29 protein-coding genes are annotated in these 26,800 nt (G+C 43.2%); 8 read left to right on the top strand and 21 right to left on the bottom strand.

Annotated elements, in window-relative coordinates:
* Window positions 1-168: 168 nt before the first annotated feature.
* The gene (locus tag KDW99_RS08020) at window positions 169-990 is read left to right on the top strand and encodes an AraC family transcriptional regulator (RefSeq protein WP_255828774.1); all 822 of its coding nucleotides are present in this window, start codon (window positions 169-171) and stop codon (window positions 988-990) included.
* A 21-nt stretch (window positions 991-1,011) separates the two neighbouring features.
* On the opposite strand, the gene KDW99_RS08015 is transcribed toward KDW99_RS08020, so the two are convergent.
* On the bottom strand, window positions 1,012-2,079 hold the full coding sequence (locus KDW99_RS08015) for a threonine aldolase family protein (protein WP_255828773.1): 1,068 nt from the start codon (window positions 2,077-2,079) through the stop codon (window positions 1,012-1,014).
* Window positions 2,080-2,254: 175 nt separating this feature from the next.
* Complete coding sequence (locus tag KDW99_RS08010) at window positions 2,255-3,406, bottom strand: GNAT family N-acetyltransferase/peptidase C39 family protein (RefSeq protein ID WP_255828772.1); 1,152 nt, start codon at window positions 3,404-3,406, stop codon at window positions 2,255-2,257.
* 462 nt (window positions 3,407-3,868) lie between these two features.
* Between KDW99_RS08010 and KDW99_RS08005 the strand changes: the two genes are divergently transcribed.
* Window positions 3,869-5,347: a RimK family protein gene (locus KDW99_RS08005; RefSeq protein ID WP_255828771.1), complete on the top strand. Its 1,479-nt coding sequence runs from the start codon at window positions 3,869-3,871 to the stop codon at window positions 5,345-5,347.
* A 541-nt stretch (window positions 5,348-5,888) separates the two neighbouring features.
* On the opposite strand, the gene KDW99_RS08000 is transcribed toward KDW99_RS08005, so the two are convergent.
* From KDW99_RS08000 to KDW99_RS07975, 6 genes are all read right to left on the bottom strand, one after another.
* Entirely contained in the window at window positions 5,889-6,164 is a 276-nt protein-coding gene (locus tag KDW99_RS08000) for a hypothetical protein (RefSeq protein WP_255828770.1), read from the bottom strand.
* Between the two features lie 39 nt (window positions 6,165-6,203).
* Window positions 6,204-6,431, bottom strand: coding sequence for a hypothetical protein (locus KDW99_RS07995; RefSeq protein ID WP_255828769.1), 228 nt, complete (start codon window positions 6,429-6,431; stop codon window positions 6,204-6,206).
* Window positions 6,432-6,454: 23 nt separating this feature from the next.
* Entirely contained in the window at window positions 6,455-6,853 is a 399-nt protein-coding gene (locus tag KDW99_RS07990) for a VOC family protein (protein WP_255828768.1), read from the bottom strand.
* 155 nt (window positions 6,854-7,008) lie between these two features.
* Window positions 7,009-7,440, bottom strand: coding sequence for a group I truncated hemoglobin (locus KDW99_RS07985; RefSeq protein ID WP_255828767.1), 432 nt, complete (start codon window positions 7,438-7,440; stop codon window positions 7,009-7,011).
* Window positions 7,434-8,306 (bottom strand): DUF3034 family protein, encoded by an 873-nt coding sequence (locus KDW99_RS07980; protein ID WP_255828766.1) that lies wholly within the window; start codon window positions 8,304-8,306, stop codon window positions 7,434-7,436. Before KDW99_RS07980 ends, KDW99_RS07985 begins: the two co-directional genes overlap by 7 nt.
* A gap of 28 nt (window positions 8,307-8,334) precedes the next feature.
* A complete protein-coding gene (locus tag KDW99_RS07975) occupies window positions 8,335-8,964 on the bottom strand; it encodes a methylamine utilization protein (RefSeq protein ID WP_255828765.1) in 630 nt (209 codons plus the stop codon).
* Between the two features lie 149 nt (window positions 8,965-9,113).
* On the opposite strand from KDW99_RS07975, the gene KDW99_RS07970 reads away from it, so the two are divergent.
* Window positions 9,114-9,836 carry an AraC family transcriptional regulator gene (locus KDW99_RS07970; RefSeq protein WP_255828764.1) on the top strand — a complete coding sequence of 241 codons (723 nt, stop codon included), beginning with the start codon at window positions 9,114-9,116 and terminating at the stop codon, window positions 9,834-9,836.
* Here the strand turns inward: KDW99_RS07970 and KDW99_RS07965 are convergent.
* The 6 genes from KDW99_RS07965 to KDW99_RS07940 form a co-directional block, all read right to left on the bottom strand.
* Window positions 9,820-10,881, bottom strand: a complete 1,062-nt coding sequence (locus tag KDW99_RS07965; RefSeq protein WP_255828763.1) for an ABC transporter substrate-binding protein — start codon at window positions 10,879-10,881, stop codon at window positions 9,820-9,822. The two genes, KDW99_RS07970 and KDW99_RS07965, sit on opposite strands and share 17 nt — an antisense overlap.
* Window positions 10,878-12,338, bottom strand: a complete 1,461-nt coding sequence (locus tag KDW99_RS07960; RefSeq protein ID WP_255828762.1) for a sensor histidine kinase — start codon at window positions 12,336-12,338, stop codon at window positions 10,878-10,880. The genes KDW99_RS07965 and KDW99_RS07960 overlap by 4 nt, the downstream gene beginning before the upstream one ends.
* Window positions 12,304-12,984 carry a response regulator transcription factor gene (locus KDW99_RS07955; RefSeq protein ID WP_255828761.1) on the bottom strand — a complete coding sequence of 227 codons (681 nt, stop codon included), beginning with the start codon at window positions 12,982-12,984 and terminating at the stop codon, window positions 12,304-12,306. Before KDW99_RS07955 ends, KDW99_RS07960 begins: the two co-directional genes overlap by 35 nt.
* 105 nt (window positions 12,985-13,089) lie before the next feature.
* Window positions 13,090-14,610, bottom strand: coding sequence for a tripartite tricarboxylate transporter permease (locus KDW99_RS07950; protein ID WP_255828760.1), 1,521 nt, complete (start codon window positions 14,608-14,610; stop codon window positions 13,090-13,092).
* A gap of 1 nt (window position 14,611) precedes the next feature.
* A complete protein-coding gene (locus KDW99_RS07945; protein WP_255828759.1) occupies window positions 14,612-15,052 on the bottom strand; it encodes a tripartite tricarboxylate transporter TctB family protein in 441 nt (146 codons plus the stop codon).
* 99 nt (window positions 15,053-15,151) lie between these two features.
* Window positions 15,152-16,144, bottom strand: coding sequence for a Bug family tripartite tricarboxylate transporter substrate binding protein (locus tag KDW99_RS07940; RefSeq protein WP_255828758.1), 993 nt, complete (start codon window positions 16,142-16,144; stop codon window positions 15,152-15,154).
* A 256-nt stretch (window positions 16,145-16,400) separates the two neighbouring features.
* On the opposite strand from KDW99_RS07940, the gene yddG reads away from it, so the two are divergent.
* Complete coding sequence (yddG, locus tag KDW99_RS07935; protein WP_255828757.1) at window positions 16,401-17,333, top strand: aromatic amino acid exporter YddG; 933 nt, start codon at window positions 16,401-16,403, stop codon at window positions 17,331-17,333.
* Between the two features lie 18 nt (window positions 17,334-17,351).
* Here yddG and KDW99_RS07930 read toward each other — a convergent pair whose 3' ends face one another.
* Entirely contained in the window at window positions 17,352-18,584 is a 1,233-nt protein-coding gene (locus KDW99_RS07930; protein WP_255828756.1) for a pyridoxal-phosphate-dependent aminotransferase family protein, read from the bottom strand.
* Between the two features lie 318 nt (window positions 18,585-18,902).
* On the opposite strand from KDW99_RS07930, the gene KDW99_RS07925 reads away from it, so the two are divergent.
* Entirely contained in the window at window positions 18,903-19,340 is a 438-nt protein-coding gene (locus KDW99_RS07925; RefSeq protein WP_255828755.1) for a DUF3010 family protein, read from the top strand.
* A gap of 74 nt (window positions 19,341-19,414) precedes the next feature.
* Here KDW99_RS07925 and KDW99_RS07920 read toward each other — a convergent pair whose 3' ends face one another.
* Together KDW99_RS07920 and KDW99_RS20535 are read right to left on the bottom strand one after the other, a co-directional pair.
* Window positions 19,415-19,648, bottom strand: a complete 234-nt coding sequence (locus KDW99_RS07920; protein ID WP_255828754.1) for a DUF6429 family protein — start codon at window positions 19,646-19,648, stop codon at window positions 19,415-19,417.
* A gap of 241 nt (window positions 19,649-19,889) precedes the next feature.
* On the bottom strand, window positions 19,890-20,024 hold the full coding sequence (locus KDW99_RS20535) for a GFA family protein (RefSeq protein ID WP_441902121.1): 135 nt from the start codon (window positions 20,022-20,024) through the stop codon (window positions 19,890-19,892).
* A 767-nt stretch (window positions 20,025-20,791) separates the two neighbouring features.
* Between KDW99_RS20535 and KDW99_RS07915 the strand changes: the two genes are divergently transcribed.
* A complete protein-coding gene (locus tag KDW99_RS07915; RefSeq protein WP_255828753.1) occupies window positions 20,792-21,511 on the top strand; it encodes a hypothetical protein in 720 nt (239 codons plus the stop codon).
* A 7-nt stretch (window positions 21,512-21,518) separates the two neighbouring features.
* Window positions 21,519-21,974 carry a hypothetical protein gene (locus KDW99_RS07910; protein ID WP_255828752.1) on the top strand — a complete coding sequence of 152 codons (456 nt, stop codon included), beginning with the start codon at window positions 21,519-21,521 and terminating at the stop codon, window positions 21,972-21,974.
* A 408-nt stretch (window positions 21,975-22,382) separates the two neighbouring features.
* Here KDW99_RS07910 and KDW99_RS07905 read toward each other — a convergent pair whose 3' ends face one another.
* From KDW99_RS07905 to KDW99_RS07890, 4 genes are all read right to left on the bottom strand, one after another.
* Window positions 22,383-22,697: a hypothetical protein gene (locus KDW99_RS07905; RefSeq protein WP_255828751.1), complete on the bottom strand. Its 315-nt coding sequence runs from the start codon at window positions 22,695-22,697 to the stop codon at window positions 22,383-22,385.
* Window positions 22,698-23,057: 360 nt separating this feature from the next.
* Complete coding sequence (locus KDW99_RS07900; RefSeq protein ID WP_255828750.1) at window positions 23,058-23,591, bottom strand: hypothetical protein; 534 nt, start codon at window positions 23,589-23,591, stop codon at window positions 23,058-23,060.
* Window positions 23,592-23,667: 76 nt separating this feature from the next.
* Window positions 23,668-24,078, bottom strand: a complete 411-nt coding sequence (locus KDW99_RS07895; protein WP_255828749.1) for a hypothetical protein — start codon at window positions 24,076-24,078, stop codon at window positions 23,668-23,670.
* Window positions 24,079-24,921: 843 nt separating this feature from the next.
* On the bottom strand, window positions 24,922-25,815 hold the full coding sequence (locus KDW99_RS07890; protein WP_255828748.1) for a DMT family transporter: 894 nt from the start codon (window positions 25,813-25,815) through the stop codon (window positions 24,922-24,924).
* 137 nt (window positions 25,816-25,952) lie between these two features.
* Between KDW99_RS07890 and KDW99_RS07885 the strand changes: the two genes are divergently transcribed.
* On the top strand, window positions 25,953-26,774 hold the full coding sequence (locus KDW99_RS07885; RefSeq protein ID WP_255828747.1) for an HAD-IIB family hydrolase: 822 nt from the start codon (window positions 25,953-25,955) through the stop codon (window positions 26,772-26,774).
* Window positions 26,775-26,800 lie beyond the last annotated feature (26 nt).

The raw sequence follows: 26,800 nt of genomic DNA, 5'->3' as shown, positions 1-26,800 counted from the left end.
AATTTTCAAAACACACCCAACTTATATTTTCACCAAGATGTTATGAATCACCACGCACAAAAATACAAGCAGAACGACTATTTTATCGCTACCATAGTAAGCACTGTTAAGGTGCAAAAGTCACCAATAAAACCAGATTAATTGAAGAAGCAGTGAGATCTTTACACAATGCCGAGCGATGACTTTTTTCACTACCAGCACATTGAAGAACTACCCGGCGTGGTTATTAGTGAAGCAAAGCTCACAGAGTTTCATTTTCAGCCACACTACCATTTGGATTACCATATAGGGCTTGTTACTCAAGGCTCGCAACACCAGAAAGTTCAACATAAAACTCTGGACTTAGTTCCAAAGCAAATTTGCCTAATGCCACCTGGCGAAGTTCACGATGGATCAGGACGAGACAATACAACACGCCACTTAAAAACCTTTCGCATTCCAACAGAATTAATGCAAGCCGCGCTGCTCGACAGCCAAGCCCGAGACACCAATCTTCTGCTTGCCCCATCGATAATCGATCAGCCCGCGCACAACCGCTCGTTTTTACAGCTTGCTCAAGCATTCGATCCAAACCAATACGCCAGCCAGCTTCACAAAGACAGTTTATGGACCAATGCACTATCAAATTTACTGCTGGCGGCAGAGAAAAAGCCACTAATCCAAGAAACATTTGCTCTAACAAATCAGCAACTAAAACGCGTTAGAGAATATTGTGAAGCCAATCTATCCAGAAAAATTTCCTTGAATAACCTAGCAGAACTTTGTGGATTAACCCGCTTTCAATTCATTCGACGCTTCCAAAAGCAAACCGGACTGGCGCCGCACGCTTGGCTAATGCGCCTAAGATTAGAACGGGCTTGCACGCAATTAGCCAGATCGAATGCGATGATTACCGACATCGCGGCCGATGTCGGTTTTTATGACCAAAGCCACTTTAATCGAGCCTTTAAACAAGCCTTTGGCGTTGCACCATCAAACTATCGCTGTTAGTTAAAGTTCCTCGTAACAAAACTATTGTGCTGCAAACGCTTTCGCAGATGCGATAAAGGCTTCGACACCCTCTTTTGGAGTTCTGAACGACGTCACCAATCGAATGACGCCTTCTTCCCAGCGCCCACCGTAAAAGCCAAAACCTTCTGCCTGCAAATGATCAATCATCGGCAATGGCAAGGTACAAAACAACATATTGGCCTGAGCGGGCGTATTGATTTTCACACCCGGAACGGTTTTCAAACCGTCTTGCAACAGCACCATCATAGCATTGGCATGAGTCGCATTTGTACGCCACAAATCATCCGTTAAATAAGCAATCATCTGCGAAGACAACAAACGCATTTTGGAATGCAAATGCCCGCCACGTTTGCGACGATAACCGAGCTCTTTTGCTACCTTTTCGCTAGAAATCCCTTTATCTTCCAAAGCTTGTTTGAATACCACAATGGCTTCAGATGCCATCACGCCATTTTTCGTCGCACCAAAAGACACAATATCCACGCCCGCTTTCCATGTCATTTCGGCTGGCGAACAACCCAAGGCGAGCAAAGCATTGGCAAAACGCGCACCATCCATATGAACAGGCAAGCCTGCCGATTTCGCCACACTCGTAATGGCGTAAATTTCTTCTAACGAATACACACTACCCACTTCTGTAACCTGAGAAAAGCTAATAATCGACGGCTGACAAGAATGCACATCACCGATTTTCTGATTGACCAATTTTTGCAACTGAACAGGATCCATCTTCGCATCCGCGCCACCAATACCGACAAAACGCGCGCCACTGGTATAAAACTCCGGCGCAGTACATTCATCATTTAATAAGTGGCTTTCTGTGTGACACAGCACACTGCCCCAAGGCGGCGTAAAGGCACTCACTCCTAACGAATTCGCAGCCGTTCCGGTAGACACCAAAAAGACATCCACATCGCACTCAAACAATTCCGACAACATACGCGTGACTTGCGCCGTGCCATCATCATTGCCATATGGCATAGCATCACCTTGCGCGGCCTCCATCATGGCCTTAAAAACAGACTCTGACGCACCGGCAATATTGTCACTAGTAAACGCAACCTTCATTGAATACTCCTTAAATCAACTTATTTCATATCAATGAGTAACATCATGACAGCGTTTAAATACGAGCGCTTGGATTTTTGTGCAACATAGAAAAAACAAAAACGGCACCCTCCTCAAAACTAAATGGAGAAAGTGCCGTGAGTTGCTTGAAGAATTAACAGAGAAGAAAAGCTATTTACTGAGTTTTAAGCACGACCGTGGCTTGCAGACGACTCTGCCCAAAGCGTGACATTTTTTCAAACTCATCTCGAGCAATCGGCACAAATTGACAATCCAGCGGGCTTGGTGGATCGTCAGGTAATTTTTTATCATCGTCCAAATCCGGATCATGCACCAGAATACAATGTTCGTCGTAGCCCGACATCACTACCCAATGAGGGGATTTTTTTCCGTCCATACGAAAAGTACTGATTAAGATAATCGCCAAAGCGCCAGAGTCGAAAGCTTCGATCAATTGCTCTAACGGCATCGCTGTATAATGTAAGGGAACATCGGCTTCTTCGCATTGCTGAGCAAAGCTTTCATGCACGCGAGTTATAACGTTTTTCTTTAACTCGTTACGCACGCTATCAACAAATAAAGGCCCCTCTTCGCTCAACCAAACATCCGCAGACAAACCTCGCTTCTTCGCCGCCAAAGCCAATCCCATAGGATGACAACCGCCATGACCAGAGGTCATGAAAATCGTCGTCGCTTCACGCCAAATTTCTAACTCATCGTTCGGCGTTGCTTGATAATCTGGATGCATCGAAGACAACACCATTTGCAACGACGCAGGCCCGCACGTAAATGGCGTACCTTGTGCTAACCAAGGAATCGCGCGCGTGGTTTGTTCGTCACCCGCATGACGCAAACGTTTCTGCATACGAATCGCATCGGTTTGGTCTTCGTAATAAGCATCGTAATGCCCAAATTCCTTGTATCCCATTTTTTGATACAAGGCGATAGCATTATGATTCACATCACTGACTTCCAAACGCAGCAACATTTTGCCTTTTTTAAGCGCTTTTTTCTCACAGGCTTGGATCAACAATTTGCCGATACCAAGACCACGCGCCTCAGGCGATACCGCAAGCGAATACAGACGTGCCAAGTGAGTACCTTGGCGAAGATGCAACAAGGCATAACCAAACAGCTCGCCGCCTTCCTTCATTGCCACAAATAATGCCGAGCCAGAACTGGTAATCGCATTACGAAAGCTACGACGACTCAAACGATCACCGGTAAAAGCTTTGCCCTCCAAAACGAGCAAGGCTTTTAAATCGTCTATACTGGCTAAACGGATATCAATATTTGGGGAAGAGCTGGTGACCGAGCTTGTGATCATTACATCGCCTCTAAAGGGCAAAAGGTCGCTAGGATCGTCAAAATTATTACTTGTTTAGACACTACAAAACAGACTAAAAAAGCCACAATTTAACGATGAAAATTTTCGCGCATTCTAGAGCGAAACTTATTTAAAAGATAGCAAAAGATAGTCTATTTTTTCATCAAAAAAACATTTTATTTTTTATGCAAAAAACTTATTCACGATGTCACGAGCGAAGTTAAGACGAGGCAAAAATAGACGAGAAAGCGGAGTTTATGTTTTATAAATGAGCATTTTCGAGTCTATTTTTAACAAAGTATTAGCAAGCGCAGTAGTCGCGAAAAGTTTTTTTAGACTATTGTTAAATTTGTAAAACAAGCGCATTATCCGCACAAATCGAGGGCTCTTTTTACCCCCCCTTTTTAAAGCAACTTTTACAAACTCATAGTGTTTTTTTAAGCAAAAGGAAAAGCATACCCAATGTCACAGACTTACATTGTTGTTGATCAGGCCAAAGATTGGTCCGCGTTTTTACCGAGTGATCGAGTGATCACTTTTACTCAATATCTAAACTTGGCCACGACAAAAAACCAAGGACGCACACGAATCATCAACCTTTGTAAAAGCAGCAAGTATCTGTCTGACGGATATTACTGTTCGCTGTTGGCAGAAAGCCGTGGTCATCACGTTATGCCTTCCGTTCGCGTGCTTAACGACCTAAGTAAAAAAGACCTTTATGAGCTAGAAATCTCTCAGTGGTTGCCTTTGCTTGCGAAAAAACTCGCTAAACCAGAAGCCCCGATGGAAATGAAATTCCATTGTGTTTTCGGCAAAACCATTCATCCAGAGATGAAGGAATTTGCACGCAAACTATTCGAAAGCTTTCCAAGCCCTGTATTGGAAGTAACCTTGAAGTTCCGTAAAGAATGGCAAGTCACCGCCCTTTTCTCTACATCACAAAGTAAGTTAAACGACGCGGAAGAAACCCTATTTGCCGAATCATTAGAAGCTTTCAGCAACAAGGTATGGAGCAAAGGTCGCATTCAGCGCGCCGCGAAATTCGACATGGCGATTCTGGTCAACCCAGAAGAAGCCATGCCGCCAAGTGATGACCAAGCGATTAAAAAGTTTATCCAAGCCGGCAAACAACTTGGTATTCACGTTGATACCATTGGTCCAAAAGACATCATGCGTCTTCCGGAATACGATGGTTTGTTCATTCGTGAAACTACCAACATCGATCACCACACCTACCGATTCGCGAAAAAAGCCGAAGGCTTAGGCTTAGTTGTGATGGACGACCCACAATCTATCATGCGCTGTACCAACAAAGTTTACTTAGCAGATTTGTTCAACACCCACAAAGTACCTTGCCCAAAAACACGCATCGTACACAAAGGTGAAAGCAACGTAGAAGATGCACTAGAAGCCGTTATCAGCTACCCAATGGTAGTAAAAATTCCAGACGGCGCGTTTTCTAAAGGCGTGATCAAAGCAGAAAACCGCGAAGCCTTAACTGAAAGCTTAAACACCTTGTTTAAAAAATCGTCTTTGCTATTGGTTCAAGAGTATCTGTACACGGAATTTGACTGGCGTATCGGCGTCCTCAACAACAAACCGATCTTTGCTTGTCGTTACTACATGGTGAAAAACCACTGGCAGATTTACCAACACACAGGTAGCAAAAGCCAAAGCGGCGGATTTGATACTTTACCAACCTTCGAAGTGCCACGACGCGTGCTACAAGCCGCCATCGCCGCCACCAAACCGATTGGTGAAGGCCTATACGGCGTCGACGTAAAAGAAATCAACGGCCGTGGTTACGTTATCGAAGTTAACGACAACCCAAGTATCGACCGTGGCGTAGAAGACAAATACCTAGGCGATGAACTCTACATGCACATCATGTCGGAGTTCTTGCGTCGCATGCAAGTGAAACGTGGTGATATTAACGCTTGATAAGCAAACCCTCTAGAAATGCGAAAGGCGACTGATGAGTCGCCTTTTTTGTTTTTCGAGTATGCGAGTACGTTTGTTTCCTCTCAATCGCTTTGTATTCCTGACCTTTATTCCGTCCTGCTGGGCGTGTAACTTTTGCCAATCGATGCAAAAGTTACCAAAAAATCTTTTATCGGGCTTTCAGCCCAAACGTCTCATTTATTCTGTTTGAACTTAGTTTAGCAAGACGAATTAAATCGTAAGGCATAGATTGTTTTTGAAGTGACTAGAAAGGGGATTTTTAACTGACTCTGAAACTCCATAAGGTCTCGTAATCGATTCCCTAAAAAAAGCACGTCGAACTGATTTCTTAGGGGGTTCAGGGATGGAAAGACAAAGACCGCAGTCTACTGAAAGGTACGCCAGCTTTTCTGTAATTAATAGCGCCTTAGAAAGCGAAGCTTTCATTCTCACGTAAGTCGCGCCTTCAGGCCTATAAGGGACTTAAGTGCAATTACAGTACTTTGAATTCATGGATTTTGGTAAATAAACCCTATCCATATCACTTTAAAAGTACGAACATTGCAAAAACAGTCACTGAAACAATAAGCATACAAAGCACTCTTAACAAAAAACGTTTAAACAAGCTTTGTACATATTTCAGGAAAAACGTATCAACTAAAAAGAATCCTAAAGCGCTCAAGATGCCTGATGGAATACCAAAGTAGGCAGCAATAACTGGCCAGCCTGTATACCAATAAGCAATCGTCATTCCCAACATAATGCTAACAACTAACCACGTGAGATGCTGACTACTGATGGACAAATTCATTTTCAAAAGTATCACCTATCATAAGGGTTTATTTTATCGCGATTACTAGGTCTTATTTAACCTTTTTGCAGCAACATAAAACAACAGAGCCATGAAGCAAGACGATACGAAAAAAGCAGGCACTGTCACCTCAAACATGGCTATCGCACTTTCTACACGCTGCTCTTCATGAAGATAAGGGGTTGCTTGTGTGACAAAGGAATAATTGTAAATTAAGAAATTCACCACAAAATTCAATATCGCCAGAGAAGAATATATAACGTATTTTTTCATTTTATAGCCTCTACAGCTTGATATTAAGCCGTCCATTCTCGGTTTTGCAACACCACTCGATAGCCGTCTATGTCTTCAAAGGTTTTGCCGACGTCATCCCAGTAGTCGTTGTAGGCTTTTACATGCACAAAACCTGCGGCCAACATCTGTTCGCAGCATTCTTTCCATATTTTCGAATCGGTGAAATAGAAGATGAGTAAGTTATCTTGCGTTGGCGCTTTGCCGACAGTGGTGCCTTTGTGATGGGTAAACTCTAGATGATAGTTATGCTGTTCGTGACCGACAATTGAGCCATCAAAGCCATTGTGACCCTCAAAGCGACCCAGCAGTTTAAAACCAAGGCCGTTAACATACATGTCGGTGATTTTAGCTAGGTTGTCTGTTGGTCTAGCGACACGCATTTTAGCTGTCTTGGGGATCATGAGAAACTCCAGATTCTTGGTTGGTTTATAGTTTAACGCCAAGAAATTTCGGAGGAATACAACTCACTGTTTAGCCTGTCTTCCTTGACGGTTTATTAAACTAACGCTAAACAGCGATGAAAGCTCATTGTGCGGATCAATCGCAGCAATAAACTTTATTTATACAGCATTTCGCTACGCATTGGCGCGAGTACTTTAAGCACTTGGTTCTGCTGAGGGTAAGTTAAACCGGCTTTTTTCATGGCGCTTACCAACAAATCGACGGTTAAATTAAAGTCAGATTCATTGATGTTTTGCCCTTGGTGAACTCTCAACATGGTGTCACCCGTGTAAGTACAAGGGCCGCCCGTATTCACACAAATATGCTCGATGAATTTTTCACGAAATCGAGTGATATTGGTTTTTTCAAAATAGCGATAAATAGTTTCATTGAAACTAATTTCATTAATGAAGTTATCTGTAATCGCTTCAACGGTGGGCGCTCCACCAATTTCATCGTATAAGCTTTGTGGTGCTTTGTTTGGTGCTGCACATGCAACCAAGAATACACTAACCGAAAGAAACGCTGCTTTTACTAGGTTTACCATAAGTACCCCGTCATGGATAAATAAATCCCTTTTTGATCTTTCTTAGTCGCAATCGTACCTAAGTCTGCATAGGCTGCGGTGAAATTAACGTTTTTGTTCGGCATGTAGCTTACAAAGATATCTTTCCAATCATCTTCTTCCACACTCGATAGATTGCTTGGCTTTTGGCGATATTCCATGCCCACCACCCAGTTAGGCGATAGCAATAAGCCCACACTGCCTTCCATCATGACTTGGTAATCCTTGTTATCAGGTCCGCCAAAACCCAACAAGCCCATCTCATTGGCCTTAGTGGCGCGAGCGGTGATATTCCATACAAGGTTATAACCAGCAACCGCACCTAAATGCACCTTGGTCGCAGCAACATAAAAATCCGTACCACTGCCATCTTTTGCGCCTAGATACGACGCCACAAAATCACTGTCTAGTTGCTTATGCTGCAAACCAACACTGATTTGAGGATAAGAAGAATACACAGCATCGCCATATAAACGCACTTTTACACCGACAACATCTTGCTGAATTTGTTCAGAGCTTAGACTTAGCCCTGTGATCAAAGAAGCAGGCAAAACAAATGTCTGTTGGGCGTAACTAAGTTCAACTCTATCGTAAAAACTGGTTGCCACACCAATGGAACTCAAGCGATAGTCAGTGACGTTTACATCGGTAATAAAAAACGAAGCAGCGGTTTCGTCACGGCTATCGTAACCCGCTAAGGTTGCCCACGGCACCAGTCCCCCGCCACCACTTCCTTCAACCTGTGAAAGCCCGGCCGTCGCCAGAATTTTGCCATCGGCTGCCATACTAGAGGAAGCCCATAAGGCAAGACTGCCGACAGCCATTAATTTCAACGTATTTTTATTCATTACATTCCTGCCCAACATTTAATCTGGATCACTTTGACCACTTCTTCTTGCCAAACCCTTGGTGCATAGAGTGGTCCATTGTCTCAATAGGAGGCAAAAGCTCCAATGAAACACTTTGTTCTACATTACTTGAGATAGTGATCTGCTTAACTGCATTCACACCTTCAATAAATCGCTCACTCCACAAAGAAACACTATCACCACTTTTAGCTGGGATTCGTACTTTACCGTCTTTGTCTGTTTTCAGTGCAAAGGTATTATCAGCAACGATAATGTAACCAATCATGTCGTCATGTATGTTACATCCGAGCACCACGAGACCGGCTTTATCAAACAAGATCGGGGCAATTTCGGTGCCTTTATAAAGCTTAATTTCAAAGGTTTTTGGCTGAGAAAAGCTATAAACGTGATGACGAATATCATCACTATTAGGAAAACTAACGTATTGCCCTTTCTGCACAACTAATACTCGCGGCACAAAAGACTCATCGATCTGATCCATTACAGCAACCGCACTTGGCGTGCTGACCGCTTTGTTGGATACAATAACAACCGCATCAGATACAGGAAGATTATCTTGATCTAGAACCGTCAATGTCATCTCTGCCCATGCACTTGGCAGGGAAAATATAAACACTAGAGCAAACAAATAACGCATATTATTTCCTTTTAATTAATTGGCTTGTGATCTGGCCGCTTACTTTTAAATATACTGACATTGAATATAATTACAGCTAATTAAAGAGAGATCATTATACTTTCTGTAACTCAAATAAAGATTAGAGTAGGAAATAAGGAATCAAGCCCATGCGAGATCTCATAGAAGTCATTACCTATAAAGACACGGCAAATGCCCATTCGCATGGTCATACTCAAATCGTACTGCCGCTTTCTGGTCGGCTTGTGTTGGATGTCGAAAACCGCCAGCAAGCGGTTCAATTTGGACAAGCCTGCCTGATTTCTACAAACCAAGCACATACCCATCTCGCAAGAGAAGACAACCACTGCTTGATACTTAATTCACTTCCCGCATGGAATCACGAGATTGAAAGCGCCAACAACTTTGTCGAGCTAAACACGCAAGCCAAAGCTTACTTACCATTTCTATCCAGCTTAATTGGTGAGTCTCATAACCTGCTTAAAACTCAACAAGCATTAAATTTACTGGAACATTTATTACCCATTCCGCAAGAGAAAATACGGCAGGCAGACACTCGCTTAGCCAAAGCCAAACACCGGCTCGATAATAACTTTCAGGAATCTTGGGGATTAGCAGAACTTGCCGCCGACGTGCATTTAAGTCCGAGTCAGTTAACCGTTTTATTCAAGCGACATCTAAAAATGACACCGAAACAATACTTACAACAGCGTCGTTTAGAAGAAGCCAAACTCTGGTTAAGGTCGACGAATAAAAGCCTAGATTACATCGCCCATAAAGTAGGAATAAGCGATGCCAGTGCTCTTGTTCGATTATTCACCAAACACTATCAGATGACACCGGGAAGCTATCGAACTAATCCTCTTCACTAATTTCCAACGCCATTTCCCAGTTACGTATAAAACGTTTCTGCTTTGCATAATCACGCCCTACCAATAACTGCTGATCCAATTCAATAATCCCCGTTGGCCCCGGCGCGTTCACCACATAAGGGTCATTTGGGTTGTTCCTATCGGGTTGTATAGGAAACAGCAAACCTTGAGTTTGCATCATTTTCTGCGCCTGATCAGACAACAAAAAATCCAAAAACATTCCGGCATCTTCTACGTTTGGCGCGCCTCTAGGAATCAAAGCAGCACGCATTAACATAAGCGTATAATCTTTCGGCAGGATCATTTTCAATCTGTCATCTTCTTGAGCTCGCTGTGATGCGTAAGAGCCTAGCAAGTTATAACCCAACACCAATTTTCCTGACGCAACATCGTCAATAATATCGTGCGTACAACAATAAGTTTGCACATCATGACTACCAAAGGCTTCTAGCAAGCGCCCCCAGGTCACATCTGCTTGACGCGCATCTTGGCTTGCCAATAAATAACCGACACCACTTTGACGAATGTCATAAGTACCAATACGCTTCGTCATGGCTTTTTCATTTTGTCGAATGGTTTGCAACAATGACTGACGGTCTTCAGGCAAATCACCGGGGAATTCTTTTTTATTTACCAACATCACAATCGGTTCAAGGGAAAACGCAAACAGCTGATTTCGCCATTTAAAGTTACTCGATAAGCGATCAGTAAAACTCGATTGATACGTTTGCGCATACCCATCGTTCACCAATTTAAGGTGCAAATCCATAGCACTACTGATGACCAAGCTGGCTTCTGGCTTTTTTTGCTCCTTAATGGTGAGGTAATACAACTCGAGCGTATTAACATCTCGATAGGCCACTCGAACATCCGGATGAAGAGTGACAAATTCTTTTAAAATCGGTTCAAACGAAGCCAAGTCCATCGCTGAATGAATAAACAAAACTCGCTGAGCATTCTCATTACCAAACCAAACAGGCTCTGTCGCCCACAACCTTGTTGCATTAAAAGTGACAAGAACTAGCCAGAAGAAAACCCGTTTCATACCGTATCCTCAAATCTAAGCTTGGCAAAATCCACTTGAAAAGTCGTGCCTTTCGGCTCCGTATCCAATATTTGAATTCTTGCTGCGTGATGATCCACAATGTCTTTCACCATGGCCAAACCAACGCCACTTCCAGCAATATCATAACGGCCTCGATAAAAACGTTCGAACACACGCTCTTTTTCTAAATCAGGAATGCCATCACCATAATCAATCACCTTAATTCGATAGAAACGTTCAAACTCTTCCACCTGCACAATCACCTCTGTGGCATGAGCAACATCTACTCTGCTATATCGCACCGCGTTTTCAATAAGGTTTTGCATCATTTGCTGAATTGAAAATGCATCACCTAAGATCATGCTCTCTTTCAACTCGCAATCTAGAGAAAGCTGAACCCTTTGATGAAGCGCAGTCACAGCCTGCTCCCGACAAGACGCCGCAATCGGAGCCAACAAATCGATCGGCTCTAATCTGTGCGTTTGCAAACGATGGGAAACGACAGCCTGATTTAGCAATAAAGTGACGGTTTGGCTCAAGGTATCACACTGCTTAACAATGTTTTCCAATGCCTGATATTGCCTTTCTGGTGATGTGTTATCTCGCGCATTTTCAGCCAACGCCCTGAGACTGGCTAATGGAGTGCGTAATTGATGAGCCGCATCCGCGGTGTAATTTTCCAATTGTTCAAGGTTAGTCTGTAGACGTTCCATAAAATGGTTAATGGCAACTTTTAAGTGATGAGTTTCCTTGGGCGTATTAATATCAATGGGTGTAAGGTCTCCCATGGCACGATCTTCTAAAGCTCGCTCGATGCGATGCAATGGCCTTAAAACAAGATGACTACCAATGATAATTAACGTGATAGCAACCAAGGCAATAAACACCACCACCTCGACGGCTTTTTGAGTCACCGCGGAAGCCATTTGCTCTCTTGATAATCGAGTTTGACCTAAAATAATACGCACAGTTTGCGCTGTTTCAGGGTCGGTAATATGGCGCTGGACCCATGCAAAGCGAACCATTTCACCAGAGTATTCCTGATTATAAAATTGTATTTTGTCTAAAACCGGAGGTTGAGGTGGTTGAGTATCTAGATCTTGATAGCCGGTAATAAAACCCTGCTCCAAGCTCTCAACCTTATAGAAAACACGATCTTCTTCCGCTTGCGCCAAAGTAGCAAACGCCGACCATGGAATATCGATGCTGACTTCATTGCGTATCAAGCCAACGTTTTCGTCCATTTGCAGCAAGGCACTGCGCAATAAACGGTCATAAGATAAATCGGCAAGCTTCTGGCTATAATCAAAAATTAAATTAATCGCCAAGCCAGCAATGATCCCGATAACCAAAACACCCGCAAGAATAAAACGAAAACGTAGCGAAGGCGCGTTTGCTAAGGCTTTTTTTTCCTCCGCTTCACTAAGAGTTTGATGGTTTGGCGATTTCTGCCACATAACCAATTCCTCTTAGGGTGCTAATGACCAAATCACCTTGCCCCATTTTCTTTCTTAGACGTCCCACATAGAGCTCAATCGCGTTAGGCCCAGGCGTTTCATTAAAGTTAAATAGATGGTCGGTCAGTTCGTCTTTGCTTAATACACGACCTAAGTGGCCAAGGAATATTTCCAATAAGCGAAACTCACGGTTAGTAATGGCGGTTAGCTCACCATCAATAAAAACCTGACGACTGTCTCGGTTAACAAGGATGTTGCCGTGTTCAGTGACATTGGCGGCATAACCTTGCTTGCGACGCAATAACGCCCGACAACGCGCTTCCAGCTCACCAAAATCAAATGGCTTAGTAAGGTAATCATCCGCTCCGGCATCGAGCAAGCGTATACGATCTTCTATCTGATCCCGAGCCGTTAAAATTAATACTGGCGTGTCATCATCACGTTGACGCAGTTTTTGCAATAATTGCAGTCCAGACAAGCCGGGCAAGTTAAGATCAAGAAGTATTAAATCGACAGGCTGATACTTTAATAACTCGTCAGCTCGCTTACCATCTCCGATTAAATCAACGCCATGTCCTAGGCTTGTTAATCGCTCACAGATCGCTTGCCCTAAGACCTGAGTATCTTCTACCACCAGAATTCGCATAACCTTTAGCCATCACGTTTTTTATTTTTCGGTATAAAAACAACAAAATTCGAGCAACCTAAGTTGCTCGAATTTTTTGTCACAATGCCTCTAGTATTGCAGGGCTTACACGTCTTTAACAGCGTCTTTTGATTTCTTCATTTTAGCGCGAACAATCGGGCCCACAACAATAGGTAGAACCAAACCAAGTATCGCAACAGTCCACAAACCAATACTCAAACCACTGTTGAAAAGTACAGACCAATCACCATCAGATAACACCAATGCATGACGAAGACTTTTCTCCATTTCAGGCCCAAGCAACATACCCAAAATGATAGGAACTAGTGGAATGTCAACCTTACGGAAAATATAACCTAAAACACCAAAACCAATCATGAAGTACAAATCAAGTGCACTATGGCTCACAGAATAAATACCCACAGATGCAATCAAGGTAACAATCGGCATCAAGTATTTAGGTGGAATGCTCAGCAACTTAACAAAGATACCAACCATTGGAATGTTTAGCAGTAGCAACACAAGGTTACCCACAAACATCGCCGCGATTACACCCCAAACAAGATCGGCGTTTTGTTGGAACAACATAGGACCAGGAGAGATGTTCAAAGAAATCAACATCGCTAACAGAACCGCTGTCGTACCACTACCCGGAACACCCAAAGTCAACATTGGAACAAGCGCACCAGATGCCGCGCCATTATTACCTGCTTCAGGAGCCGCAACACCACGCGGATCACCTTTACCAAATTCGCCTTTATCGGATACACGTTTTTCCAAAGTGTAACTAATAAAGCTACCCAAAGAAGCACCCGCGCCAGGCAATACACCCGCAACGAAACCAAGCACTGCACCGCGGAAAGAAGCAGGAAGCACCTTAATGATGTCTTTTGGCGATAATTTAAGCTTATTGATTGCCACTTGTTTTAGACCATCACCAGCGTGACGTTCTAAGAAAAACAACAACTCACTGATCGCAAACAAACCAACAATCGCAATAATGAAATCAACACCTTCAAACAACTCAAGCGTATTAAACGTAAAGCGTTGTACGCCCGTTGAGATATCAATGCCGACTGTGGCGATCATCAAACCAATCGCCGCCGCCATTAGGGTTTTGAATTGGTTTTTACCCGTAATACCGCCCAAAGTTGCAAAAGCCAGTGCAAACAAAGCAAAGTATTCAGATGGACCAAATTTCAATGCAAATTTTGCTAAAATTGGTGCAAGAATAACCAGACCAATAGTGGCAATAAAGCTACCAATAAAAGAGGCAATCGCAGAAATAGCCAAGGCTTCTGCCGCTTTGCCTTTTAGTGCCATTGGATAACCATCTAGACAAGTCATCATCGCTGGCTCGTCACCTGGAATATTCAACAGGATAGACGAAATACGACCGCCATACATGGCACCCGCATAAACAGACGTTAGCAAGATAAGAGATGAGGTTGGCGACAAACCTAAGCTGAACGCCAAAGGAATCAAAATGGCCACACCATTTGCAGGGCCAAGACCCGGCAATGCGCCAATCAAAGTACCTAAAATGGCACCGATAATGGCAAACATAATGCTTTCTGGCGTAAGCGCAACCGCAAAGCCTTGCATTAATAAGCTCATAGTATCCATATTAAAACTCCAATAGACCTAGAGGCAGTGCTAATTCAAGCACATTATTGAAAAGGAAAAAGATAACTAAAGAGCTACTCACACCGGTGATAAGACTCTTAGCAATGCTAGCTCCCATACGCCAACTTAAAAAGCTCACCACCAACGCAGCAGCAGGTATAAAACCAATTGGCTCAATGGCCCATGCAAACGCCAGCATAGAAAGAACAACAACACTAAGTTCGATCAACATGGCAACTGGCGCCCACTTCTCGTCTGGGTCAGGACGAACAATCATATAAATTGAACTAATACCTAAAATGATAGCCAGCATAATAGGAAAAGTTTCAGGACCGACACTTTCCTGTCCGCCAAAAGGAATGGGGAATTGCGTTGCTTCCCAGCCGTACGCTACGGCAAGAATAAGCATTAGCATGCCAAACACACGATCGTTAATACGCATGTCTCTGCTCCATGTTAATAAATCAAAGGGTGAAAAATAGTCGAAAACAGGAGGGGCACTGTGTCAGAACAGATGACCCCTCCAAAAAGCGGTCTGAGGTTATTTAATTAGACCGATGTCTTGCGATAAAATTTTGATATCTAAAGTTTGGTTTTTTACGAATTGAGTAAAGTCAGCACCAGACTTATGGAATGGCATCAAACCATTTTTAGTCATGATGTCTTTCCATTCTTTAGTTTCGTACAACTCGTCGATGGTTTTTACCCACCAATCGTAAGAGTCTGCACTTGCATTACCTGGTACGTAAAAACCACGCCAGTTAGGTGCAACAGAATCAATACCCTGCTCCATTGCAGTTGGGATGGAATCAAACGGTGCTGGTAAACGTTCTTCTGAAAGAACCGCTAGCACGCGTAAATCACCAGAATCCATGAAGCCTTTCACTTCAGAAATATCACCAGTGAACGCATCGATATGACCACCAACAACTTGAACTAAGGCTTCAGAACCACCGCTGAATGCTAGGTAACGAACTTTTGGTAAATTCTCAACGTTCGCTTTTTGCGCGGTCATCAAGACTTTCAAATGATCCCAACCACCAGAAGCACTACCACCAGCGAATTTCACTGCGCCTGGATCTTTCTTAAGTGCATCAAGAATTTGTGTAAGGGAAGTGTATTTTGAATCTTTACCTACCGCGATAATGCCGTAGTCTGCGCCTAATGTACCAACCCATTTAACTTGGTCAGCATTCATGCCTGGGAATTGGCCTTGAGCAAGGCGAGTTGTTGTTGCTGTACTAGCGGCAACAATTAGGTTTTCATCTGTATCACGTTTACTGATCGTATGAGCGAAAGCTACACCGCCACCAGCACCAGTCATGTTAACTGTCTGAACGTTACCTTTAAAGTAACCCTCATCAACTAATACTTTACCAACGCTACGACAAGTAAAGTCCCACCCACCACCTGGGTTCGCTGGGGCAATACACTCGCCACTACGAGCTGGTTCGAAGGCGTAAGCCTGTCCAGCCATAGTTAGTGCTACTGCACTGGAAATTAAAACAGACTTCAAAGAAATGGTATTAAGCATGGTTATCTCCTGCTTGTTATTTTTTTTGTTGTTAGCTAATCAAGCTCTTAAAATAGACTTTTCAATTAACTTGAGTAGACAGACCTTACCTCTCAAACCTGTCACCACCCTGTCATAGGTCAATATTTCTTACTTAATTGCCGTAAAACACGCATTTTCGACAAGACAAGTCACGCATTTCTGACAATGTTATTCCCCCTTAATCAAGATAACATCTTACGTAATCAGACTAGATCAGGATTCAGGAAACAACAAGATGACAACGCATTCACCACAAGCCACCCTAATTGGTAGCATCGCCATTTTACTTTGGAGTAGCCTTGCGCTTTTTACTACACAAGCCAATTTAGTACCGCCATTACTCTTGCTCACCCTCACCTTTGGAGTAGCAAGCCTATTATTTTTTATCGTTTATTTAGTGAAAGGCGAACTAAAGTCATCTTGGGAAAAAACGCCCAAAAGCGCTATTGTCATGGGTGGGCTAGGTTTTTACTTTTATCACTTTTGCTATTTTTACGCCTTCCAACATGCGCCACCGGTGGAAGCGGGCTTAATCGCGTACCTTTGGCCTTTGCTCATTGTATTAATGGCCGGCCTGACAAAAGGCAATTCCCTATCGTGGACGCATTTGGTGGGCGCTGTGATTGCCTTTATCGGCACTGGCATCATGCTGCAATCAAAAGGACAAGCATTAGAAGTGGAAAGTAACACGGCCTACCATTGGACGGGCTACGCCGCCGCATTCGCCTGCGCATTCATTTGGTCCAGCTATTCCGTGGCCAATCGACGTTTTCAAAGCGTTCCATCTAGCGCGGTACTTTGGTATTGCCTAATCACAACACTCCTAGCGGGCGCTTCACACCTTATGATCGAAGCGCAAAGTTGGCAGACCACTATAGATTTCCCTACAAGCACTTGGATTGCCGTTTTAGGATTAGGATTTGGTCCCGTTGGCATCGCTTTTTTCTGTTGGGATTTTGGCGTTAAAAAAGGCAATTTGTCGCTGCTTGGCGTGTTGTCCTATACCGCACCCGCACTATCGACAGCGTGGCTTGGACTTTTCACCGAAGCACAATTAACCACAGGTCAAATCATCGCTTGCCTCTTAATTACAGCGGGTGCCTTATTCGCCAGCTTAATGCCAAACAAAAAAATACCCTTGGCGGTTGAAACCAAGGGTATTGGGTAGATCACAAAAATTAAAACATTAAGCCACTTGGTAAAGCGTACGAGGCACACTTTGCAAGTAGGCTTCCATTTCTGCCATGCCGTTTGGTTGGTCTACTTTGACACCCAAGTCGCGCATGGTGCTGCCAAGAGCATGCAAAGTGCGGAACAAGTTATGTTCTCGGCATTGCTCACCCATCTGACCAATACGCACAATTGGCTGACCAAATGACCCAGCGATTTCAACGCGGTACATTTCTGAAATATGTCGGCAAATTTGACCTGCTGTTAAACCCTCTGGAATGTTAATCCCTACCACAGAATTCAAACGAGATTCGGAAGGAATAAACAATGACAGCCCCATTCCTTCAATACCCGATTGCAAGGCTTTTGAACAACGCAAATGACGAGCAAAACGATGTTCAAGAGTTTCCTCACATACCAACTTCAATGCTTCATGCAATGCCATAATGCCAGAAACCGGCGCGGTATAATGATAGCCATCGTTATGCCAGAAATTTTCCGCTAGCTGCGCATCAAAACACCATTGAACGGTTGGCTTGGAACGGTTCTTCACCGCCGCCCACGCTTCATCAGAAAACACCAGCAGTGAAACACCCGGAATAGAAGACAAACCTTTTTGCCCACCCGTAATTACCACATCCACCTGCCATTCATCCATTTTCAACGGCATGGTGCTGAGCGTACAAACCGCATCCACCACCACTAAACAACCGTAAGACTTAGCGATCTTAGTGATTTCTTCCAATGAATGGTTAAACACGGTATTCGATGTTTCACCTTGAACCAGTGTTAACACTTTAGGACGAGTTTCTTCGATTGCTTTACGAACTCGCTCTGGGTCTGCCGCTTCATGAACACCAACGTGCAACTCATGAACATCGGCACCAACCCGCGTCGCCAATTCCGCCATTCGATGGCTAAAAAAGCCATTATTGATGCATAAAATACGCTCGCCCGGCTCCAATAGATTAGCCACCGCCATTTCCATCGCAGCGGACGCTGGCCCTGCTACGCCAAGCACCCATTTAGACTCTGTTTGAAATACATAACGCGCCATGGCTTTAACCTGCCCAATAACCTGAGCCATGACACTGCCAAGATGATTAATCACCACAGAGTTGGCCTTGGCAACACGCTCAGGAATAGGAACAGGACCCGCGCCCATCATTAACAAAGGTTCGTGAGGAAGAATTTCGTCTAAAGATTTCACCTGGGGACGAGGAACACCCATTGGCGATGAAGCAGTCATTTTATGCAGCCCTATTTTAGTTAAAATTAAAAAAAACAGTAAGTGTTGAAAAAATATTTTTATAGTAAAAAGCCATTATTTACGTTTTTACAGTAGAAAATATCGCGTTTTGCATTTTTACAAAATAATATTTGGCAATACTACAATATCCCTAAGAATAATAAGAGACAGCAAACTGAAAAGAGTGTAATAAACTGGTTGCTTTGATTTTCGCCTTAGATCTGACTGGTTTCCATTTCAACAAGCAGTATTTTTTACTCTGCGAAATCCCCATCAACTGTGCGATAATGCGCGAAATTCCCTATTCAGGATCTCGTTATGATTACTTGTGGTATCGAAATTAAAGGCAGCGAAGTCATTCTTTGCCTTCTGTCTAAGCAAGACGGACTATTCCAAATCGCAGATTGTCGCCAAACTCGACACACACTTAGCAACCCAAACGACAGCGAAAGCGTTCGTAAATTTCAGTTCATGCTGAAAAAACTCTTTGAAGATTACAAAGTGAAAAGAGCCGTTATTCGTGAACGCCCTACAAAAGGCAAATTCGCTGGCGGCGCGGTAGGTTTTAAAATTGAAGCGGCGATCCAATTGATCGATACGGTTGAAGTCGACTTGTTCAGCGGCGCAAAAGTAAAAGACATCATCCAGCACAATCCAATGCCGATTCCATTCAAAGCAACTGGCTTACGTGCATTCCAAGAAGGCGCCTTCACCGTGGCGTATGCTGCGCTGTCAGAATACATTCCTGAAGCGTAAGTAGTAAGATTTCCAATAAAAAACGGACACCATTGGATGGGGTCCGTTTTTTTGTGTCTGAATTATTTTTCACTTTAATCGGCCTTAGTGAAAAGCACTTTAAACAACGCCTCTGATTTCGCCAGCCCTTCCTCGGTTAATGTCACCGATTTCGACTTGCCAACGGGATTATGAATATAACCTTTCTCATGCAATCTATTGGTTATACTCCAATCAACCTGCTTCCAAGCATGCCCCAAATCATCATGCAAAGTCAGGTGAAAAAGAGCGAGCGCTGCGTCATCGATTTTGTCTTCATCTATATCCACAGTGTTCTCCTTATTAAATAGAGTGCTAAAACACTATGCTAACTGAACACGTCCTTCAAGCACCTTATTTGAGCAATAACTCATCATTTAATAATACGATTAGTAGCTTCATGTTGAATGATTAGCGGTGAGTGCAAAGCAATACATTGATATAACTGATTTTCAGACGTGGGTGGATTGGTAAATGGTCATTATTGTTAATTTAGTGTTAATTTAGGGTCAGATGAAAAAATACAATTTTTCATCTGACCCTAAATTCTACAAACGCACTGCCACTCGCTTTTCGACACAGTGAGCAGTGACAATAAATAGGATCTGTAATTCCACCATGTAGCTCAAACTGGATAGAGCCACACAAACAACTGCCTTTGTACATTTCACCTCCGTGGGGAAAAATAGATATTTGCTTAATGCTTGTTGGTTGAGGAAAGGTCACGTAATTTATAATTTAGAGTCTTATGGGGTCAGGTGAAAATTAAGACTATTTTTCATCTGACCCCAATTATTATGAGGGCGCGATTTGTATGCTTTTTCATACTCGAAATATTTATCCATGCCAGTTCCTTATGCATAACAATTAAGGGTTATACGGCAGCGTAGCTGCGGCTATAACCCACTGTTGAACGGCTGGGTTGTCTATATAGGGGATTTGCTTTTTTTATGGTAGGACTTCCCTGTTATATAACTCGCTTAATACCAACGTCTGTTTGGACTATGCCGCTTCAGATCGTCTCTGATCGCCGCTATGTTGGTTCTTCATTTGCTCTTTTGTAGCGCGATTTGGCCCGCAAGGCAAGCGCTTCCCTCAGACTTTATGATCTGATCCGTTTTATTCACTGATCTCACTGTGTGCTAACGCTAACTGCCATTGTTCCATGGCAGCATGATGCGAAGCCGTTCCGTCACTTTACTCTCAGAAATATCACGGGCTTATCAGGACCCCACACCAATACTGCTTTTTTGGCTTAGCTAAAAGTGACCAGGGAGTCTCTTTTATAATAGGTGCCTTGTTAAATATTATGTTGCTGGGTGATGTGGTTTAAAACAGCTTTGCATTTACCTTACGTTTTAAACACTACTTTTGAGAATGTACGTTTGCTACAATTTGCTTGAATGATTTTAAGCTTTTAAAAGGACGAAAATGTGAATGCTCTAAACCGCTTACAACAGCAACAAGAGGAGAAAGAGTTATTTGAATCAGCTATACGCTCTTTACAGGCCGAAATAGCAAATATTGGTGTTTATATAACCATCGATGCAGAAGCTCGACGGGCCTATTCTAGGCAAATACTTGCGATGGCATCGGAGTTAAGATTCCAAGCCACATCAGGTGTCATTAGCTGGGGAGAAGCAGCTACGCAAGCCCAAGAAACTAGAAATGCTATAATGAGTGTAATTCGATCTAGAAGCACACCGGTTGGCCTAGCCTTGGCAGAGAGGTTGAAAAGAGAGGGAAAGACTCTTAATGAATTGATTGCAAGAAAAATAATGCAGCTACACGGAGAGGGAATCAGGTTTGATGATCTATCCCCGCAACAGCAGAACAACATATATGCCCAAATAGTAGAGTCAGCTGGAAAATCTAATCCTAAAGTGTCGTCTACAATGAAAAAGCTCTCTTATGCAGGGCGCTCTCTTGTTTTTATTTCTATTGCTTTATCCGTTTACACTGTCGCTACAGCGGAAAACAAAGTTGAGGCTGCAGGAAGAGAACTAGCCGTAACTGGAGCAGGTATTACAGGCGGGATGGCTGGTGGAGCCTTAGCAGGACTGGCTTGTGGACCTGGCGCCCCAGTCTGCGTAACAGTGGGGGCATTTGTTGGCGGTGCTTTGGCTGCATTCGGTGTCAGTCTAGCGTGGTAATAACACTATGAAATTAATTCCTAAATCTAAATTCGACCTAGTTCCCATCGATGATGAGAAGAGCGCTATTGTCGATCACAACCGACGTACACAGTTTAAAATAACTGGCACAGTACTTGAGCTTTGTGCACGCTATAAAGATTGGTTTTTAGTCTTCACCACCGACGATACTCCTTTTGAAGATATGCTACATGTGTATCTGCTAGATAATAGCTTCAATGTGCTGGACTCCCTAACAATTGGTGCTATGTACAGCACCGGCTCATTCTCTGAACCTCAATTAATTTCCTCCAACAAAATAATGTTCCGCTTTATAGGTGACACAGATTGGTCTATTACCATATTGGACCAAGCCAAGTTTGGGCTACCTTATTTTTCATCTATAAAAGGTGTTCGTAAAACTTGGCAATGCCGACATTATTTACACGTGGAAGGGCAACCTAATCCTGAAGTTTATGAATAGAAAGGAATATGGCTGCCTGCACTGAAAAAGGTATCGACCTTGATCGTCGTTGCGAATATTTGAAGTACCTGCAACAGAATCGAAAAATAGATCTTATTAATGCACGCACATCAATACTGTACAAATAAACAATTAACTTCTATATATAAGCATTTCCAAACTCATGGATCGACGATTATCGCATGCCTAAAGCTCGAAGCCAGCAAATCAGTTTAAAAACCACATTTTGAGCATTTGAATATTTTTTTCTTATATTGCTCATTCTAAATCTATTTCCTTAGTATGAATCAACGCTCATAGGTTATAACGCTTTGCTAAGGGGCAATTAGCAGTAGGCTATACTTGCGCGAAGCGCCAAGCCAACTGTTAATTGTCCCAGTGAGTTTACGAACGAACTTGAGCAACTTATTATGTGGGATATACATCATTGCTTAAATCGCCTTGAATATCTTCTACTGCCTCTAACTTACCACCACTACCATGGTATGTTTCAGCGTGTAGGTTGAATATTTGGTTGCAGGATGAACATGAAAAATAGTTATTTACGAAGTCACTCCAACCTTTGCCTGAAGCAATACGTTTAAAAGGATCGCCGTAACAACCAGCCCCTAGATATTTTAGAGTTCCGTCTTCGATTTTAAGTTTAGCCAGTAAGATTGCTTCTGTAAGGTCCCTAGGAACTTTAATAACCTTTTTTATACTCTGGCACTTATAGCAACTCATACCCTTCCTTGACCACATAACAATTAAGGGTTATACGGCAGCGTAGCTGCGGCTATAACCCACTGTTGAACGGCTGCGTTGTCTATATAGGGGATTTGCTTTTTTCATGGTAGGACTTCCCTGTTATATAACTCGCTAAATACCAACGTCTGTCTGGACTATGCCGCTTCAGATCGTCTTTGATCGCCGCTATGTTGGTTCTTTATTTGCCCTTTTGTAGCGCGATTTGATCCGCGAGGAAAATAACTCCCTCATACTTTATAATCTGTTCCACTTTCAAGGCAATGTATTTAAATGCTATTTTTCATCCGACCCTAAATTCGAAATGCTATTTTTCATCCGACCCTAAATTCGCGTTTGTTAGCTTTCTAAGGGCCAACCACGGGTGTCACTATAGCCCGACTCTTTTTGTAACTTAAAGATTAACTTTTCCACGTAATCAAAATCAGTTGGAAAAGTAATTTTATTCTCGCCATTGAATTGGTCAAATGCGTTTTCCGTGAGAGGTGCGCTATACCTTGCAGCCCATATTATGAAAGACGAAAAACGCGCCAACAAACGAGTCTCTTCGGGAGTAAGTGTAAACCCCAAGCGTATAGCTAGGTCAACTAAATCATGTGCTTTTTTATGGAAGTGCTTAGGGTCTAATTTATTACGGGACAAATCCGGCTTTGATAAATAAACAAAAGCCCCCTTAAAAGCATTTTCTAAAGATAGAGCTAGGCAAAGTTTTGAGGTTTGCATTAGACCATTTTGACGATGTAATTCTCTTTCTGTTGTAACAGCTTTAAGGTCTTTAAATGCCTCAAAATTCGCCATTGAAGCTTCGTACATTTGCCAAGCTTTTCTAAACCAAGCTTCAGGAGTTCCAACTACTTCTTCAAAAGTTTGCATCAACCTATCTCGAGAAAGCTAACGCCTGCCAGCAGGGGCGCAGAATGCGTCCCAACTGGCTGGCTTTGTTATGAGGTTATTCAACAAACTTGTCGTTAGCCCGCTCTTCGCAAAGATCATCCCATACTCTCTTAGGAATAAGTTTACTCGCCCATCCATAATAGCCCCATGTTTTAGCAAGGTCTTCCTGCCAACAATCATCACACATCAACGAATGAAAATGAACGCTACCGTTCATTATATCTTCGTAAACCTCATGCAAGCTTTTTGGATAATTACAATAACATTTATATTTTGGATCTCTTTTCCGCTCATATAAAGGACCGACTAAACGTTGATATATTTTAGGATGGACTTTTTTCAATCGCTGATGCACTGCATCTAAAACATCAACTCGATTTTTTTCTAAGGCATTTTTCCTTAAATTTAGAAGACTCTTTTCAGAGTCATATCGTCCTTGATGAATTCTGGAAACTATTCCAGCCATGGTTTAGTTTTCCTATGCCTCATAACATCTATGGACACCCCGATTTTTGCAAGCAAAATCAAGCTTTAACAAGAGTAGTTTTGCAGCCATCTATTCGGATTTTTAGTAAAGCTTTTTTAGCTTTTATCCCTGATGCTATTCCTGCGGAAAACAGCGCTGACTTGGTTCTAATCATTTTGGCGTTTTCAACGAAACGATGTTAGTCCCAGAATTTCCAAGTCACGGTCCTACCTATCTTGTCATCACTCTTTTTTACTAAGCAAAACTTGGTGTATCACTCTTTTAAATTTAGATCGTTTGAGCCTGATATTTTTGATCTCGTGCCAATATCAGCCAAGCAATCCATACTAATTAATCCATTACAATATCCTGACAATACAATGAAAGCCTAGGTAAAACCATAAGAGTTTTAGGGAATTGAAGGCACTCAAGACTAATAACCCCATCTTCCGTCTTCCCCTTGAAGAAAGGGGAAGAGACTTGGCAGCAGTATTAATATGTTATGCGTTTACTAACAACGGCAGATCACGCTGCGCTCATACTGCCCTACGAGTAAAAGTGTTTATGTTCAGCAGCAAGGAGCAAAGCGAACACCAAGAGCGAGGTCAAACGATAGTGTCGAGCGGTGGTGTTTGCTTTGCTCGCATCTCCAGCGGAGGTCAGGGTCAAAGCCCCGAAGTGATAACCCCTCCCTCGCCCTCCCCTTGGAAGACATAAGGGGAGGGAATAAATACAGTGTCGGGCTAAAGCCGCGACCAACCCTATATATTGGACAAAACAGCGATCAATTTTCAATCAATAAACCAGTCAATTATGGCGCATCAAGATAAAAACGCACCAAAACTAGGCGTTTTTAGGTGTTCGTTTTCTCGCGATTATGACAAGCAATACGCCACCTAGGACGCTTAACGTTGCGATAACGAGGTGTAAGGTGATGGATTCGTTGGCAAAAACTACGCCGCCGATGGTGGCAATAATAGGAACCAGTAGCTGCAACACAGCAGCAATGGAAGCACTAAGATAAGGCAGGACGGCGTACCAGATGGCGTAACCAAGTCCAGACATGATAGCGCCAGAGGTGACAGCGAGAATAAGACCTTCAAGTTGTGCGCTCTGTGCTTGTTCGCCGTTAAAAGAAATGACAATCAGCGCGACCAGTAACATGGGAATGGTTCGAACGAAGTTAGATGTTGTTGCAAATAAAGGCTTATCCGAAATTTTGCCTCGCCATGTGTACAAGCCCCATGCCACGCCTGCTAACGTCATTAAGACAAAGCCCAATAAAGAAGGCGATGACAAGGTCGGAAGTACTAAGTAAACAAAGCCGGCAAAGGCTATCGCTAGACCCAAGCATTCCAGCCAAACCAGCTTTTGCCCTGTCCACACGGCGAATAAGATCAAAGTAAGCTGTACCGCGCCAAACAGCATCAAGGCGCCTATTCCTGTTTCTAATGTGACGTAGGCATAAGAAAAGCCCAAGGCGTAAATAAACAGTGCAAAGGCCGACAACCAACTCCCTTCCAACCACACTATTTTCAGGTCATTACGCTGATTTTTTAGACATTGAAAAACACTAAGCAGCACCAAAGTCGCTGCGCCGCTGAGCAAACGCCACGTGGTGAATTGAGCGGGATCGATAAGACCATCGTTCAGCGCTAAACGACACAAAACAGAATTTGCCGCGAACGCCAATAAAGCCAAAATCACAAAAACACATAAACGTAGCAAACTTGTCATAAAGTTGTTCAACAGCCTCGTTAATCTTAGGCATGTACCGTGAAGGAAAACGCTACTTTTACGCACTGGCACCAGATTTGCAAGTCTCATACTAACGTCCATCAGCGGTATTTTGATGGACCCAAAAAGGAATCGACATGACAACACTTTTAATTTTTACCGATTTGGATGGCACATTACTCGATCATCATACCTACAGTTTCAAACCGGCACTGGCGACTTTACAGTCGTTGAAGACTTTTTCTATTCCTTGCATCATCAACACCAGCAAGACATTTGTTGAGCTTATGTCTCTTAGACAGGAGCTGAATCATCAAGATGCTTTCATCGTTGAAAATGGCTCTGCCGTTTATATCCCTAAGCATTTGCGCCTTTTTGTAGACGAAACGCTCGAAGACTGTGGCGATTATTGGCGTAAATCATTTGGCCCGAAACGAGACGAGCTGATCGAGCTAACCAATGACAAGCAAGAAGAATACACTTTTAAACGCTTCAGCGAGATGACTTGGCAGGAGCTGGTTTCCATCACTGGCTTGACTGAAGAAAACGCCAAGCAAGCCATGCAGAGAGAGTTTACTGAACCCATGGTATGGACAGATTCCAACCTTGCTCTGAATACATTGCGTGAGGATCTTGCGCCATTTGGTGTGCAAATTCAGAAAGGCGGCCGCTTCGCACATTTGATGGGAGAGCACTGTGATAAGGCAAACGCCATGCTATGGCTTAAAGAATTGTACGAACAACAAAGCGAAGAAGACATTACCACCATGGCACTGGGCGATGGCGAGAACGACGTAGGCATGTTGAGTAAAGCGGACATTCCTGTCGTCATTCGCTCACCCGTCCACGCGCCACCAGAAATCCCCAACCGTTGCGACGCTTGGCTAACCGATGCATATGGTCCAGAAGGCTGGGCTCAGGCAGTTAATTTGCAACTCACCAAACAAGGTATTTTGTAATCAACGGACAGAACAATAAACACACC

Source organism: Marinomonas rhizomae, from assembly GCF_024397855.1.
Classification (GTDB): Bacteria; Pseudomonadota; Gammaproteobacteria; order Pseudomonadales; family Marinomonadaceae; genus Marinomonas; species Marinomonas rhizomae_A.
This window is presented reverse-complemented; position numbering and strand designations above follow the sequence as displayed.

Coding starts and splice junctions, on each gene's coding strand:
- KDW99_RS08020 (WP_255828774.1), top strand. CDS start 169: ATGCCGAGCGATGACTTTTTTCACTACCAGCACATTGAAGAACTACCC.
- KDW99_RS08015 (WP_255828773.1), bottom strand. CDS start 2,079: ATGAAGGTTGCGTTTACTAGTGACAATATTGCCGGTGCGTCAGAGTCT.
- KDW99_RS08010 (WP_255828772.1), bottom strand. CDS start 3,406: ATGATCACAAGCTCGGTCACCAGCTCTTCCCCAAATATTGATATCCGT.
- KDW99_RS08005 (WP_255828771.1), top strand. CDS start 3,869: ATGTCACAGACTTACATTGTTGTTGATCAGGCCAAAGATTGGTCCGCG.
- KDW99_RS07995 (WP_255828769.1), bottom strand. CDS start 6,431: ATGAAAAAATACGTTATATATTCTTCTCTGGCGATATTGAATTTTGTG.
- KDW99_RS07990 (WP_255828768.1), bottom strand. CDS start 6,853: ATGATCCCCAAGACAGCTAAAATGCGTGTCGCTAGACCAACAGACAAC.
- KDW99_RS07985 (WP_255828767.1), bottom strand. CDS start 7,440: ATGGTAAACCTAGTAAAAGCAGCGTTTCTTTCGGTTAGTGTATTCTTG.
- KDW99_RS07980 (WP_255828766.1), bottom strand. CDS start 8,306: ATGAATAAAAATACGTTGAAATTAATGGCTGTCGGCAGTCTTGCCTTA.
- KDW99_RS07975 (WP_255828765.1), bottom strand. CDS start 8,964: ATGCGTTATTTGTTTGCTCTAGTGTTTATATTTTCCCTGCCAAGTGCA.
- KDW99_RS07970 (WP_255828764.1), top strand. CDS start 9,114: ATGCGAGATCTCATAGAAGTCATTACCTATAAAGACACGGCAAATGCC.
- KDW99_RS07965 (WP_255828763.1), bottom strand. CDS start 10,881: ATGAAACGGGTTTTCTTCTGGCTAGTTCTTGTCACTTTTAATGCAACA.
- KDW99_RS07960 (WP_255828762.1), bottom strand. CDS start 12,338: ATGTGGCAGAAATCGCCAAACCATCAAACTCTTAGTGAAGCGGAGGAA.
- KDW99_RS07955 (WP_255828761.1), bottom strand. CDS start 12,984: ATGCGAATTCTGGTGGTAGAAGATACTCAGGTCTTAGGGCAAGCGATC.
- KDW99_RS07950 (WP_255828760.1), bottom strand. CDS start 14,610: ATGGATACTATGAGCTTATTAATGCAAGGCTTTGCGGTTGCGCTTACG.
- KDW99_RS07945 (WP_255828759.1), bottom strand. CDS start 15,052: ATGCGTATTAACGATCGTGTGTTTGGCATGCTAATGCTTATTCTTGCC.
- KDW99_RS07940 (WP_255828758.1), bottom strand. CDS start 16,144: ATGCTTAATACCATTTCTTTGAAGTCTGTTTTAATTTCCAGTGCAGTA.
- yddG (WP_255828757.1), top strand. CDS start 16,401: ATGACAACGCATTCACCACAAGCCACCCTAATTGGTAGCATCGCCATT.
- KDW99_RS07930 (WP_255828756.1), bottom strand. CDS start 18,584: ATGACTGCTTCATCGCCAATGGGTGTTCCTCGTCCCCAGGTGAAATCT.
- KDW99_RS07925 (WP_255828755.1), top strand. CDS start 18,903: ATGATTACTTGTGGTATCGAAATTAAAGGCAGCGAAGTCATTCTTTGC.
- KDW99_RS20535 (WP_441902121.1), bottom strand. CDS start 20,024: ATGTACAAAGGCAGTTGTTTGTGTGGCTCTATCCAGTTTGAGCTACAT.
- KDW99_RS07910 (WP_255828752.1), top strand. CDS start 21,519: ATGAAATTAATTCCTAAATCTAAATTCGACCTAGTTCCCATCGATGAT.
- KDW99_RS07905 (WP_255828751.1), bottom strand. CDS start 22,697: ATGAGTTGCTATAAGTGCCAGAGTATAAAAAAGGTTATTAAAGTTCCT.
- KDW99_RS07900 (WP_255828750.1), bottom strand. CDS start 23,591: ATGCAAACTTTTGAAGAAGTAGTTGGAACTCCTGAAGCTTGGTTTAGA.
- KDW99_RS07895 (WP_255828749.1), bottom strand. CDS start 24,078: ATGGCTGGAATAGTTTCCAGAATTCATCAAGGACGATATGACTCTGAA.
- KDW99_RS07890 (WP_255828748.1), bottom strand. CDS start 25,815: ATGACAAGTTTGCTACGTTTATGTGTTTTTGTGATTTTGGCTTTATTG.
- KDW99_RS07885 (WP_255828747.1), top strand. CDS start 25,953: ATGACAACACTTTTAATTTTTACCGATTTGGATGGCACATTACTCGAT.